Raw genomic sequence first — 12087 nt, 5'->3', positions numbered from 1 at the left:
GACGAGAAGAGCGGAAACGCGTCGCGACACCGCGCCTTTTTACTCCGGTCGTCCCGTCGGCGAGAGCGATGATCAGGGTCGCGCTCGTCGTCGGCGTCGGCGTCCTCGCCGCGCTCGCGGTCTCGGTGGGACCGCTGTACGCGGCCGACCGCTACCGGGAGTTACGGGAGCCGACGGACGCGGAGCGGGCACAGATCGCGGCGCTGGCCGACCCCGGCGGACTCGACCTCGACCGGGTCGCGATCGAGTCCGTCGACGGGGAGGGCGACGACCGCGGGGACGACCACGGCGGCGACGGCGACGAGGGCGGAGGATCCGCGGCCGCCGGCCCCGCAGAGGTCTCGGTCCGGGGGCCGCCCGGCCGTCGGGTGCTGTTCCTCACGGCGGACGTGTTGACCGACCTCGACGAGGACGTGGCGGTCGGGCTGCTCGCGGCGGAGGCGGGGCGGGCGGCGACGTACTACGCCGAGTTCCGCGCCGTCGCAGTCGGGGCCGTGCTGGCGACGTTGGCAGCGGTCGTCACGGCGCTCGTCCCGTTCGAGTCCGGCTTCGCCGCCCTCGTCGCCGTGGGGGTCGCCTCCTTCTGGGCCGGCCGACGGGTCCAGTACGCGGCTGACGCCCGCGCCGCGGACGCGGTGGGCGCTGAGCGGGTCGCGGACGCGTTCGAACGGGTCGCGGAGCGCCGCGGGGTCGAGCCGGAGACCGGCGACTGGTCGACGTGGTTCGAGGTCCAGCCGCCGCTCGGGGACCGGATCGCGCGGCTCCGCGAGCGGGCGGGCGGCGAGAAGTAGACGCGTCGCCGATCGGTTCAGTTGCCGTCTCGACGGGCGACCGCGGTGTCGGGGCCGACGCGGACGTCGTAGCCCGCGACCGTGAGCGAGACGTCGACGTCGCTGTCGGACCGACCGGCGACGAGCGCGTTCAGCGCGTCCGGGTCGACGTGGTCGTACAGCACCACGCCCGCCTCGGGGAGGTCGGTCGGGTCGACGCCGGCGAGTTCGGCGATCGCCTCGACGACGGCGAGGCTGGGCGCGGGGCCGTCGCCGCCGTGGCGGACGCGGGTCGTCTCCGGGGCAGAACCGGAATCGCTCGATCCGGCCGTTGCGCTGCTCATAGCTCCCCTACACCGATACAGTATATAACTCGTCCGTTCAATTTATTAGAAACGATTCTCTTCCGGCGTCCCGGTCCCGGAACCGTTACCAACCAGCCGCACGCGTGTAGAGACAACTCGAATGCGACTCCCGGAACGACAGCTCGCGGTCCTCGAGGCCGCGAGCGCGACGGACGAACGAACGGTGGCGGAGATAGCTGCGGAGACGGACCTGAAGCCGGAGACGGTCGCCGGCGCGGCGTTCGACCTAGCCGACGAGGGGCTCGTCGAGGTCGGGTCGGCGACCGACGAGACGCTCGAACTCACCGACGAGGGACGGACCTACGTCGACGCGGGGCTCCCCGAGACGCGGCTCTACCGGGCCGGGCTCGACGCGGGCGCCGACGCCGAGCCGGCCTCGATGGGCGAAGTCATCGGCGGAGCGGGCCTGGAGGGCCCCGAGGTCGACATCGCCTTGGCGAACTTCGCACGGAAGGGGTTCGGGAGCGTCGACGGCGGCGAGCTCTCGGTCGACCCGGACGCCGACCCGAACGCCGACCCCGAGGCGACGGCGCTCGCCGCGCTCGCTGGCGCGGGCGGTGAGGGTGAGGGGCTCGACGCCGACGCCCTCAGCGTCGACGAGTCGGTGATCGACCAGCTGGACTCGCGCGGGTTAGTGGCGGTCGGCGAGTCGGTCACGCGGACGGTGACGCTGACCGACGACGGCGTCGACGCGCTGATGACCGGCGTGGAGGCGACCGAGACGGTCGGGGCGCTCACGCCCGAGCTCCTCGCCAGCGGCGAGTGGCGCGACGCCGAGTTCGCCGAGTACAACGTCGAGGCCGAGGCGGAGACGGCCCGCGGCGGCCGGAAACACGTCCTCCGTCGGACCGCCGACCGCGTGAAGGACGTGCTGGTCGGGATGGGGTTCCAGGAGATGGAGGGTCCCCACGCGGACGCCGACTTCTGGATCAACGACTGCCTGTTCATGCCCCAGGACCACCCGGCGCGGACCCACTGGGACCGGTTCGCGCTCGACGTGGACCCGATGGAGGGAATTCCCGACGAGCTGATGGCCCGCGTCGAGGCCGCCCACCGCGACGGCTGGGGGCTCGACGGCGACGGCTACCACTCGCCGTGGTCGGCCGACTTCGCCCGCGAGGTCGCCTTACGCGGTCACACCACGTCGCTGTCGATGCGCTACCTCTCCGGGATCGCGGGCGCGGAGCTGGAGCCGCCGCAGCGCTACTTCTCGGTCGAGAAGGTGTACCGCAACGACACGCTCGACCCGACGCACCTGCTGGAGTTCTTCCAGATCGAGGGGTGGGTGATGGCGGAGGACCTCTCGGTGCGCGACCTGATGGGCACCTTCGAGGAGTTCTACCGGCAGTTCGGGATCACCGACATCCGGTTCAAGCCGCACTACAACCCCTACACCGAGCCCTCCTTCGAGCTGTTCGGCGAGCACCCGGAGACGGGCGAGGAGATCGAGATCGGCAACTCCGGCGTCTTCCGCGAGGAGGTCACCGGCCCGCTCGGCGTCGACTGCGATGTGATGGCGTGGGGGCTCGCCTTGGAGCGACTGGCGATGCTCACGACCGGGGCGGAGGACATCCGCGACCTCCACGGCACCCTCGCCGACATCGACTTCCTGCGGAACGCGGAGGTGAGCTACTGATGCCCGTCGTCGACATCGACACCGACGAGCTGCGCGGATTGACGGGTCGCACCGACACGAGCGACGAGGAGTTCAAGGAGGACCTGTTCGGGCTCGGCTTGGAGTTCGAGGGCGAGACCGACGACGGGCTCCTCCAGTTCGAGTTCGCGCCCGACCGGCTCGACCGGCTCTCCGTCGAGGGGGTCGCGCGCTCGCTCCGCTACCACTACGGCGACGACCGCGGCGTCTACGTCCCCGACACGAACGACCCCGAGTGGACGATCGAGGTCGACGAGTCGGTGCCCGACGAGCGGCCGTACGTCACCGGCGCCGTGGTCCGCGGCCTCGACCTCGACGAGGGCGCGCTCGACTCGCTGATCCAGCTCCAAGAGAAGCTCCACGCGACGATGGGCCGCGGCCGCGCGAAGGGCGCCATCGGCATCCACGACCTCGCGATGGTGAAGGGCGCGCCCCTCCAGGAGGGCTCGGAGCCGTCGATCGCCTACCGCGGCGTCGACCCCGACGGCGATACCTTCGTTCCGCTCGACGCGAACGACGAGCTGACCCCGAACGAGGTCTTGGCGGAACACGACACGGGGACGACCTACGCCGACCTCGTCGAAGGGCTCGACCGCTACCCGGCGATCTACGACGAGCTCGGGCTGTTCTCGTTCCCGCCCGTCATCAACGGGAAGCGCACCGAGGTGACGACCGGCTCCCGCGAGCTGTTCGTCGAGCTCACCGGCACCGACCAGTGGACGATCGACCGGATGTGTACGATTATCTGTTACGCGCTGTCGGCCCGCGGCGCGACGATCGAGGAGGTCGAGGTGAACTACGCCGACGGCGCGACCCACCCGAGCGAGTACGGCCGCGAGCTCGTCCGCCCGAACCTCGACGTCGACGAGAAGACGGTTTCGCACGACCGGATCGAGACGCTGCTCGGCGTCGAGTTCGAGCCGGAGGAGGTCGTCGACTGCTTCGAGCGCGCCGGCCTCGACGCCTCCTACACCCTCGACGAGGACGTGTCTTACGAGGTGGAGATTCCGCCGTACCGCGTCGACGTACTCCATCCGCTCGACCTCGTCGACGACGTGGGGCGCGCGTACGGCTTCGACAACTTGGAGCCGCGCTACCCCGACGTGGGCACCGTCGGCGGGCGCCACGAGCGCTCGCGGTTAGAGGACGCGGTCCGGACGAGCCTCGTCGGCCTCGGCTTCGAGGACCTCCTGAACTTCCACATGACGAGCGGGACGGAGAACTACGACCGGATGAACGTCGAGCCGGGCACTGGCGGCGCCGCGGTCGCCGGGGCGGACGAACCGAACGCGAGCGCCGGCGTCTTCGGCGGCGGCGACCCCGTGGAGATCACGGAGCCGTACAGCGAGGAGTACACCCAGCTCCGCACCTGGGCGCTCCCGTCGCTCGTGATGCTGTTAGAGCGGAACACCCACAACGCCTACCCGCAGGACGTCGCCGAGGTCGGCTTCGTCGCCGAGCGCGACGACGACGAGGACGCGAACGTCGCCGAGTCCCGCCACGTCGCCGGGGCGGTCGCCCGTCGCGACGCCTCTTACGAGGCCGCGAAGGGGCGCCTCCAGGCGCTCTGTGACGACTTCGACGCCGAGCTGGCGACCCCGCGGACCGAACACCCCTCATTCATCGAGGGCCGCGCCGCCGCCGTCGAGGTCGACGGCGAGCGCGTCGGCGTGATCGGCGAGCTCCACCCCGCGGTGCTCGTCGAACACGACTTGGAGGTGCCGGTCGCGGCCTTCGAGTTCGAGCTCGACGCGCTGCGATAGGCGGCCGCGCTCGGAGAAACCGAGCTGAATCTCCGTTCCGTCGGTTTTCTACCGAATTATCACGGATGCGACCGCGAGCAGAAGACATATATCCGTCTTGGCGTAGTTCCCGGCCATGAACTGCGAGAGGTGTGGTATCGACGCCTCGCTCACGCATCGAGACGTCGACGGGTTCGCGTACTACCTCTGTGAGGCCTGTATCAGCGGGTGGGACGCGGTTCGGTCCCCGTCTCCCGACTCCGCCGACGAGACTCGGTCGCCAGCGCGGTAGGGGCGTCGCGCACGGCGGCGGCACCGAGTCGGACCGCCGAACGAGTCACTCCCGCGCGGCGGAGACGGCCTCGACGACCGCGCGCGCGTTCGCCCGGATCGCGTCGAAGTCGCCGGCGGCGACCGCCTCGTCGTCGACGATCGAACTGCCGACCCCGACCGCGACCGCGCCCGCCCGGACGTACTCGCCCGCGTTGTCCGCGCCGACGCCGCCGGTCGGCACGAGCGGAATCTGCGGGAGCGGGCCGCCGATCGCCGCGACGTGGTCCGGTCCGCCGGTCTTCGCGGGGAACACCTTCACCGCGTCGGCGCCGGCCTCGTAGGCCTCGATCGCCTCGGTCGGCGTGTACGCGCCGACGACGACGGGCGTCCCGTAGCGGTTCGCCGTCCGGATCACGTCGGGGTTCACCGTCGGCGTCACGAGGAACTCCGCGCCGGCGAGCTGCGCCGCGCGCGCGGTCTCCGCGTCGAGGACGGTGCCGGCGCCGACTACGGCGTCGTCGGTGCGCTCGGCTATCGCCTCGATGGAGGCCATCGCGTTCGGCGTGTCCGCCGTCACCTCCAGCGCCGTCACGCCGGCGTCGACGACGGCGTCCGCGACCGCCACGGCGTCGTCCCATTCGACGCCGCGGAGGATCGCGATCACGCCGCCCTCCGTGATCCGGTCGAGTCGGTCGGTTCGCATGCGTGGTACCTGCCCGCGGGGGGTCTTAAATCGGCCGTGTGGGGGTCGGGCGCGGACGACCGCACCCGCCCGCTATTTAACGGACGGACGGGCAAGTACGACCGTGGCGACGGACCGGTCCGGGTCGGACGCCGGCGGCGACTACGGACGCCCGCCGCGACGGACGAAGCCCGAGTCCCGCGACCGGCGGACCGGTTCGGAGTTACCCCAACACACCATGCACATCACCGACTACGAGCTGTTCGAAGTGCCGCCCCGCTGGCTGTTCCTGAAGCTCACGACGAGCGACGGGAGGGTCGGCTGGGGGGAGCCCGTCGTGGAGGGCCGCGCCAAGACGGTCGCCGCGGCGGTGGAGGAGCTGCTCGACAACTACCTGCTCGGCGAGGACCCGACGCGGATCGAGGACCACTGGCAGACGATGTACCGCGGCGGCTTCTACCGCGGCGGGCCGGTCCTGATGAGCGCCATCGCCGGGATCGACCAGGCGCTGTGGGACCTCAAGGGGAAGCGGCTCGGCGCGCCCGTCCACGAGCTGCTCGGCGGCCGCGCGCGCGACCGGGTCCGCGTCTATCAGTGGATCGGCGGGGACCGCCCGGCGGACGTCGGCGAGGCCGCCCGCGAGAAGGTCGATGCGGGCTTCTCGGCGCTGAAGATGAACGCGACCCCGGAGCTGGAGTCGATCGACGCGCCGGCGGCGGTGGACGCCGCGGCCGACCGGATCGCGGCCGTCCGGGAGGCGGTCGGCGACGAGGTCGACATCGGGGTCGACTTCCACGGGCGCGTGGCGAAGCCGATGGCCCGCCGGCTCGCGGCGGCGCTGGAGCCGTACGACCCGATGTTCATCGAGGAGCCGGTGTTACCCGAGAACAACGACGCGCTCTCGGCGATCCGGGCGTCGACGACGATCCCGATCGCGACCGGCGAGCGGATGTACTCGCGGTGGGACTTCAAGGAGGTGCTGGAGGCGGACGCGGTGGACCTGATCCAGCCGGACGTCTCCCACGCCGGCGGGATCACCGAGCTGAAGAAGATCGCGTCGATGGCCGAGGCGTACGACGTGTCGGTCGCCCCGCACTGTCCGCTCGGGCCGATCGCGCTCGCCTCCTGTATCCAGGTCGACGCCTGTACGCCGAACGCGCTCATTCAGGAGCAGTCCCTCGACATCCACTACAACGAGACGAGCGACGTGCTGGACTACCTCGCCGACCCGTCGGTGTTCGAGTATCACGACGGGTTCGTCGAGGTTCCCGACGGCGACGGCCTGGGGATCGAGATGGACGAGGCACACGTCCGCGAGCAGGCCGAGAAAGACGTCGACTGGCACAACCCCGTCTGGCGCCACGACGACGGCTCCGTCGCGGAGTGGTGATCCCGATGGCGACCGAATTCCGACGACTGCGGAGGAACCGATGACCCGCCGTCCCGAGTCGCCGACCGAGGGGGCGGTCCCCGGACGGTTCGCCGGCGAGACCGCGATCGTCACGGGATCGACCCGCGGGATCGGCGCCGGGATCGCGGAGCGACTGGCCGCCGAGGGGGCGAACGTCGTCGTCAGCGGGCGCTCCGAAGAGGCGGGGGAGGCCGTCGCCGAGCGGATCGCGGATCGGAACGGCGGCGAGTCGGGCGACGACCCGGAGACCGGAGACGCGACGTTCGTCCGCGCCGACATGCGCGACCCGGACGACGTTGCCGCGCTCGCGGAGGCGGCCGCCGAGCGCTACGGCTCGGTCGACGTGCTGGTGAACAACGCCGGGGTCCAGACGGAGACGGCCGCCGACGAGGCGACGCTCGACGACTGGGCGTTCGTCGTCGAGACGGACTTCCGGGCGTACTGGCTCGCCGCGCGGGCGGCCCTCGAACACATGGACCGCGGCGCGATCGTGAACGTCTCCTCGAACCACGCGTACGCGACGATGCCGGCGCACTTCCCGTACAACGCCGTGAAGGCGGGGATCAACGGGATGACGCGGTCGCTCGCGGTCGACTTCGGTCCCCGCGTCCGAGTGAACACGGTCGTCCCGGGGTGGGTGGAGATCGAGCGGACGCGCGAGGAGCTGCCGGAGGGGCGGTTCGAGGAGGTCGAGTCGATCCACCCGACCGGGCGGATCGGCACGCCCGCGGACGTCGCCGGCGCCGTCTCCTTCCTCGCGAGCGAGGACGCCGCCTTCGTCACGGGCGCCGCGCTGCTCGTCGACGGCGGCCGCGGCGCGGTGATGCAGGACGACACGCTCCCGGACTACCGGGCTCGGGAGGACGCGAAGTAGCCGGGCGGCCGGGCGCAGTGCGGAGCGAGCGCGGTGCGGAGCGGGCGGGCCCCGCGAGGCGGGGGACGCGCGAGTCCCCGTTCTCGCCGGCCGACGGCGATCACCGTTTCTTATAAGCGACCGAGGCCAGCAACGAGTATGAACTCGTTCGAGGCCCGCAGCGCGGGGTGGCGCCGGTGACCGACCTCGTCACGTTCGGCGAGACGATGCTCCGGCTGTCGCCGCCGCGCGGCGAGCGGCTGGAGACGACGCGCGACCTGACCGTCCAGGCCGGCGGCGCGGAGAGCAACGTCGCGGTCGGGGCCGCGCGGCTCGGCGCCGACGCCCGCTGGCTCTCGAAGCTCCCCGACTCGCCGCTCGGCCGGCGGATCGTGACCGAGCTACGGAGCCACGGCGTCCGGCCGGGCGTCGCGTGGGCGGACCCGGACGAAAGTCGGGTAGGGACCTACTACCTCGAACACGGCGGCGAGCCGCGCGGGACGAACGTGATCTACGACCGCGCCGACGCGGCGATCACGACCGTCGAGCCCGACGAGCTGCCGACGGACGCGGTCGCCGAGGCGGAGTGGTTCCACACGACGGGGATCACGCCCGCCCTCTCGGAGGCGACCGCGGCGACGACGACCGCGCTGTTGCGAACCGCCGGCGAGGCGGGGACCACGCGCTCGTTCGACCTGAACTACCGGGCGAAGCTCTGGGACCCGGAGACGGCGCGGGCGGCCTACGAGGACCTGTTCGAGCACGTCGACACCCTGTTCGTCCCGCGGCGGGACGCCCGCGAGGTGCTCGACCGCGAGGGCGGCGCCGTCGAGATCGCGCACGGGCTCGCCACGGAGTTCGGCTTCGACACGGTCGTCGTCACCCGCGGGCTGGAGGGGGCGGTCGCGCTCCACGACGGCTCGGTGTACGAGCAGGACGTGTACGAGGCGGAGACGTTCGACGCGATCGGCACCGGTGACGCGTTCGTCGCCGGCTACGTCGCGGAGCGGCTGCGCGGCGGGGACCTCCCCGCGGCGCTCCGGTGGGGGTCTGCGACCGCGGCGCTGAAACGCACCACCGACGGCGACCTCGCGGTGACGAACCTGGCGGAGGTCCGCGACGTCATCGACGGCGAGGGCGGGATCGACCGGTGAGCCGCGCGGCGGCGCGCGTACCGTAGTAACGGAATCCGGAGGCTGCGATCCGGTTCCCGCGGTCAGAGGTCGACCGGGCCGCCGTCGGCGGCGCTCGCGGCGAGCGCGTCGATGACCTCCATGTTCGCTATCGCCTCCGCCCCATCCGTCAGGGGGGCGGTCCCGTCGGCGACGCGCTCGGCGAAGTGGTCGACCTGGAGCCGGTACTGGTCGACCGCGGGGAACGTCTCGACGCCGTGCCGGCCGTCGATCTCGTACTCCAGCTCGACGGGCTCGTCGGTCGGGGCGTCGAACGCGCGCTCGACTTCGACCCAGCCGTCGGGCGCGTCGACGCGGTACCGCTGGACCAGTTGGGTGTCGAAACCGGACGCGACCCGCGCCGAGCGGCCGTCGTCGTACGCGAGCACGCCCGCGAGCTCCGTGTCGACGCCGGCGTCCCGGGTGTCGCCGGCGTGGGCGTACGCGCGGTCCGGCTCCCCGAGAATCGTCCGAGCGAGCGAGACGGGGTAGCAGCCGACGTCCATCAGCGACCCGCCCGCGAGGTCGGGGTCGAGCCGCACGTCGTTCGGGCGGTCGTACAGCGGGAACCGGAAGGTGGCCGTCACCGTGCGGACGTCGTCGAGCTCGTCGGCCGCGAGCGCGACGGCGCGCTCGGTGCGCGGATGGTACCGGTACATGAACGCCTCCATCAGCGTGACGCCCCGTTCCTCGCAGTGGTCGACCACCGCCCGCGCCTCGTCGGCGTCGGCGGCCAGCGGCTTCTCGCAGAGGACGTCCAGGCCGGCGTCCGCGGCGCGTTTCGTCCACTCGGCGTGGCTTCCGTTCGGGAGCGGGACGTACACCGCGTCGAGCGCGTCGTCGTCGAGCAGCGCCTCGTAGGAGCCGTAGCTGCGGGGGATCGAGTTCTCGGCGGCGAACCGCTCCGCGCGGGCGGCGTCGCGGGACGCCACCGCGCCGACGGCGTGGTCGCTGGCGGCGATCGCCGGGATCACCGCTTTCCGGGCGATCGACGCGGTGCCGAGGACGCCGAATTCGAGGCTCGTCGAGCCGTTCGATGAAGCTGGCATGAGCGGGGGGACGCGCCCGCCGGGCAAGTCGGTTTGGGTCGGCGGGCTCGACGGCGGCCGCTATCGGTTCGTCGCTACCGGTCGACGGCCAACTCCCGGATGCGGTCCGTCCCCGCGGCGACGTGGCCGCCGTGGAAGCAGAACGTCTCCGTCACGGCCAGATCGGCGAGCGTCTCGACGCTCTCCCACGCGGTTTCGAGGTCCTGCGTCACCTCGGGGCGGGGCCCGACGAGCGCGCCGTCGACGACGTTGAGCGCGTCGGCGCTGACGAGGAGCTCCGCGTCGGGGAAGTGCGCCGACACGTGCCCCGGACTGTGGCCGGGCGTCGCGATCACCTCCATCGGCCCCGCGGCGGTCGCGAACGTCTCGCCCCCCGTCAGGCGGACGTCGACCGTCGTCGGGTCGATCGACAGCGGTCGCTCTTCGCTGGATTTGACGAGCTCCTCGTCGCCCTCCAGGTACGGCGCCTCCGTCTCGTGGGCGAAGACGACGGCGTCGGTCCGGTCGACGACGGTCGCCAGACAGCCGGCGTGGTCCGGATCCTGATGGGTGACGAGGATCCCCCAGGTGTCGGCGAGGGCCAGTCCCTCGTCGTCGAGCGCGGCCTCGAGGACGTCCGCGGTGTCGGGGAGGCCGACGTCGATCAGGAGGAGTCCCCGCGGCGTCTCGACGGCGGTCGCGTTGAACGTCGCCTCGCGGTCGTCCATCGATACCCGTAACGGGAGCCCGTGTACGCCCGGCGTCAGTTCCATACGAACGACACGCCGGCGAGCGCCTTGAAACGGACGGGGTCGGCCGAGGTTCCCCGCGGTAGTCGACCTGGACACGTTGCCGAGAAAATCCACCCGGAGCGCCCGTCGCCGCGACGTCCGGTAGCTCCCGTTCGAACGGTTCGCGGCGACGGCGACCGGCGACACTGGTTTGCCCGCTGAGCGTCTACCCCGAGTAATGGCACAACGGTCCCTGCTCGTTCGGGCGCTGTGGTTCCTGTTCGTCGGCTGGTGGGCGACGCCGATCGTCGTCAACGTCGCGTGGCTGCTCAACGTCACCGTCGTTCTGCTCCCCGTCGGGATCAAGCTGATCAACCTCGTGCCGACGGTGCTCACGCTCGCGGAGCCGCGGTCGCTGTCGGACCCCGACTCGGCCCGGGGGCAGCGGTCGCTCGTCGTTCGAGCGGTCTACTTCGTCCTCGTCGGGTGGTGGCTGAGCCTGCTGTGGGCGAACGTGGCGTCTGCGCTCGCGATCACGGTCGTGGGGCTACCGATCGCGATCTGGATGCTCAACCGGCTCCCGTACGTCACGTCGCTGTTCCGGTTCCACGGGTAGTCCCGCCGGGCACGCGGGGCGGACGGTTCGAACTCAGTTGACTTCGAGAATTTCGACGTCGAACGTCAGCGTCTCACCGGCGAGCGGCGGGTTGAAGTCCGCCCGAACGGTGTCGTCGTCGACGTGGACGACTTCGCCCTGACTACCGTCTTGGGCCTCGAGGTACGCGCCCTCCTCGGGCAGCTGGCCGCCGAGCAGCTCCCGGAGTTCGTCGGTGTCGAACTCCTCGACGTTCTCGTCGCTGGGCTGTCCGTAGGCCTGCTCCGGCGGAATCGTCAGCGTGTCCGTCTCGCCGGCTTCCAACCCGATGAGTCCCTCCTCCATCCCCTCGATGACCTGTCCGGCCCCCACGTCGACCGTTAGCGGCGTGTACTCGCGGTCGGGCTGGGCCTCGGCGAGGCCCGCCTCCTCGGCGACCGATTCCTGGGACGTGTCGAAGACGGTGCCGTCGTCGAGTCGGCCGGTGTACTCGAGCGTCACGGAGTCGCCAGTAGTTATCGACATACGGACACGAGGAGTGCCACACGGAAAGCCTGTGTCATCTGCGGACATCGGCCGCGCCGTGAGAACCGACGGCCGACGGCGTCACCCGGACGCCGGGTGCTCCTCGACCACCGCGACGTCGTGTCCGGCGGCGTAGCCGTTCAGCTTGGCGGCGATGGGTGACTCCCGCACCGCCTCGTCGTCGTATCCCGCCGCGTCGAACGCGTCCATGAGCGATGAGACCGACCGGAGCTTGTACTTCTGGTGATGACATCCTTCCACGGCTGAAGCCGTGGGATTCCTCTCG

At 71.5% G+C, this 12087-nt stretch carries 13 protein-coding genes and 1 pseudogene; 8 read left to right on the top strand and 6 right to left on the bottom strand.

All coding sequences use genetic code 11. The features are described from left to right. Positions 1–68 precede the first annotated feature (68 nt). On the top strand, positions 69–791 hold the full coding sequence (locus CPZ01_RS08765; RefSeq protein ID WP_096394367.1) for a peptidase: 723 nt from the start codon (positions 69–71) through the stop codon (positions 789–791). Positions 792–808: 17 nt separating this feature from the next. Here the strand turns inward: CPZ01_RS08765 and CPZ01_RS08760 are convergent, their stop codons facing one another. Further along, the gene (locus CPZ01_RS08760; protein ID WP_096394366.1) at positions 809–1114 is read right to left on the bottom strand and encodes a HalOD1 output domain-containing protein; all 306 of its coding nucleotides are present in this window, start codon (positions 1112–1114) and stop codon (positions 809–811) included. A gap of 121 nt (positions 1115–1235) precedes the next feature. Here CPZ01_RS08760 and pheS point away from each other — a divergent pair, with 121 nt between their 5' ends. From pheS to CPZ01_RS15445, 3 genes are all read left to right on the top strand, one after another. Next, positions 1236–2771: a phenylalanine--tRNA ligase subunit alpha gene (gene pheS, locus CPZ01_RS08755; protein ID WP_096394365.1), complete on the top strand. Its 1536-nt coding sequence runs from the start codon at positions 1236–1238 to the stop codon at positions 2769–2771. Next, positions 2771–4552 carry a phenylalanine--tRNA ligase subunit beta gene (gene pheT / locus CPZ01_RS08750; protein WP_096394364.1) on the top strand — a complete coding sequence of 594 codons (1782 nt, stop codon included), beginning with the start codon at positions 2771–2773 and terminating at the stop codon, positions 4550–4552. The genes pheS and pheT overlap by 1 nt, the downstream gene beginning before the upstream one ends. Before the next feature lie 115 nt (positions 4553–4667). Then, positions 4668–4823, top strand: coding sequence for a hypothetical protein (locus tag CPZ01_RS15445; RefSeq protein WP_172863947.1), 156 nt, complete (start codon positions 4668–4670; stop codon positions 4821–4823). Positions 4824–4868: 45 nt separating this feature from the next. On the opposite strand, the gene CPZ01_RS08745 is transcribed toward CPZ01_RS15445, so the two are convergent. After that, positions 4869–5507 (bottom strand): bifunctional 4-hydroxy-2-oxoglutarate aldolase/2-dehydro-3-deoxy-phosphogluconate aldolase, encoded by a 639-nt coding sequence (locus tag CPZ01_RS08745; protein WP_096394363.1) that lies wholly within the window; start codon positions 5505–5507, stop codon positions 4869–4871. Positions 5508–5724: 217 nt separating this feature from the next. On the opposite strand from CPZ01_RS08745, the gene dgoD reads away from it, so the two are divergent. The 3 genes from dgoD (at position 5725) to kdgK1 (ending at position 8904) form a co-directional block, all read left to right on the top strand. Then, positions 5725–6876 (top strand): galactonate dehydratase, encoded by a 1152-nt coding sequence (gene dgoD, locus CPZ01_RS08740; protein WP_096396215.1) that lies wholly within the window; start codon positions 5725–5727, stop codon positions 6874–6876. Positions 6877–6916: 40 nt separating this feature from the next. Further along, positions 6917–7771, top strand: a complete 855-nt coding sequence (locus CPZ01_RS08735) for an SDR family NAD(P)-dependent oxidoreductase (RefSeq protein WP_096394362.1) — start codon at positions 6917–6919, stop codon at positions 7769–7771. A gap of 167 nt (positions 7772–7938) precedes the next feature. After that, positions 7939–8904: a bifunctional 2-dehydro-3-deoxygluconokinase/2-dehydro-3-deoxygalactonokinase gene (kdgK1, locus tag CPZ01_RS08730; RefSeq protein ID WP_172863946.1), complete on the top strand. Its 966-nt coding sequence runs from the start codon at positions 7939–7941 to the stop codon at positions 8902–8904. A 62-nt stretch (positions 8905–8966) separates the two neighbouring features. Here kdgK1 and CPZ01_RS08725 read toward each other — a convergent pair whose 3' ends face one another. Together CPZ01_RS08725 and CPZ01_RS08720 are read right to left on the bottom strand one after the other, a co-directional pair. Next, positions 8967–9971, bottom strand: coding sequence for a Gfo/Idh/MocA family protein (locus CPZ01_RS08725; protein WP_096394361.1), 1005 nt, complete (start codon positions 9969–9971; stop codon positions 8967–8969). Between the two features lie 74 nt (positions 9972–10045). After that, positions 10046–10723 (bottom strand): MBL fold metallo-hydrolase, encoded by a 678-nt coding sequence (locus CPZ01_RS08720; protein ID WP_096394360.1) that lies wholly within the window; start codon positions 10721–10723, stop codon positions 10046–10048. Between the two features lie 196 nt (positions 10724–10919). On the opposite strand from CPZ01_RS08720, the gene CPZ01_RS08715 reads away from it, so the two are divergent. Then, positions 10920–11297 carry a YccF domain-containing protein gene (locus tag CPZ01_RS08715; protein WP_096394359.1) on the top strand — a complete coding sequence of 126 codons (378 nt, stop codon included), beginning with the start codon at positions 10920–10922 and terminating at the stop codon, positions 11295–11297. Positions 11298–11330: 33 nt separating this feature from the next. Here CPZ01_RS08715 and CPZ01_RS08710 read toward each other — a convergent pair whose 3' ends face one another. Beyond that, complete coding sequence (locus tag CPZ01_RS08710) at positions 11331–11777, bottom strand: FKBP-type peptidyl-prolyl cis-trans isomerase (RefSeq protein ID WP_231899240.1); 447 nt, start codon at positions 11775–11777, stop codon at positions 11331–11333. Positions 11778–11882: 105 nt separating this feature from the next. Then, positions 11883–12050: pseudogene (locus tag CPZ01_RS15685) on the bottom strand (peptide methionine sulfoxide reductase); the annotation flags it as partial. Positions 12051–12087: the final 37 nt, after the last annotated feature.

The organism is Halorubrum trapanicum (assembly GCF_002355655.1).
GTDB classification, from domain to species: Archaea; Halobacteriota; Halobacteria; order Halobacteriales; family Haloferacaceae; genus Halorubrum; species Halorubrum trapanicum_A.
The sequence above is the reverse complement of the archived record's forward strand: the minus strand, read 5'-3'. Positions and strand labels throughout refer to the sequence as shown.

Bases quoted from the DNA above. Each gene is read 5' to 3' on its own strand.
- pheT (WP_096394364.1), top strand. From the start codon at position 2,771: ATGCCCGTCGTCGACATCGACACCGACGAGCTGCGCGGATTGACGGGT.
- CPZ01_RS15445 (WP_172863947.1), top strand. From the start codon at position 4,668: ATGAACTGCGAGAGGTGTGGTATCGACGCCTCGCTCACGCATCGAGAC.
- dgoD (WP_096396215.1), top strand. From the start codon at position 5,725: ATGCACATCACCGACTACGAGCTGTTCGAAGTGCCGCCCCGCTGGCTG.
- CPZ01_RS08765 (WP_096394367.1), top strand. From the start codon at position 69: ATGATCAGGGTCGCGCTCGTCGTCGGCGTCGGCGTCCTCGCCGCGCTC.
- pheS (WP_096394365.1), top strand. From the start codon at position 1,236: ATGCGACTCCCGGAACGACAGCTCGCGGTCCTCGAGGCCGCGAGCGCG.
- CPZ01_RS08720 (WP_096394360.1), bottom strand. From the start codon at position 10,723: ATGGAACTGACGCCGGGCGTACACGGGCTCCCGTTACGGGTATCGATG.
- CPZ01_RS08735 (WP_096394362.1), top strand. From the start codon at position 6,917: ATGACCCGCCGTCCCGAGTCGCCGACCGAGGGGGCGGTCCCCGGACGG.
- CPZ01_RS08745 (WP_096394363.1), bottom strand. From the start codon at position 5,507: ATGCGAACCGACCGACTCGACCGGATCACGGAGGGCGGCGTGATCGCG.
- CPZ01_RS08760 (WP_096394366.1), bottom strand. From the start codon at position 1,114: ATGAGCAGCGCAACGGCCGGATCGAGCGATTCCGGTTCTGCCCCGGAG.
- CPZ01_RS08725 (WP_096394361.1), bottom strand. From the start codon at position 9,971: ATGCCAGCTTCATCGAACGGCTCGACGAGCCTCGAATTCGGCGTCCTC.
- CPZ01_RS08715 (WP_096394359.1), top strand. From the start codon at position 10,920: ATGGCACAACGGTCCCTGCTCGTTCGGGCGCTGTGGTTCCTGTTCGTC.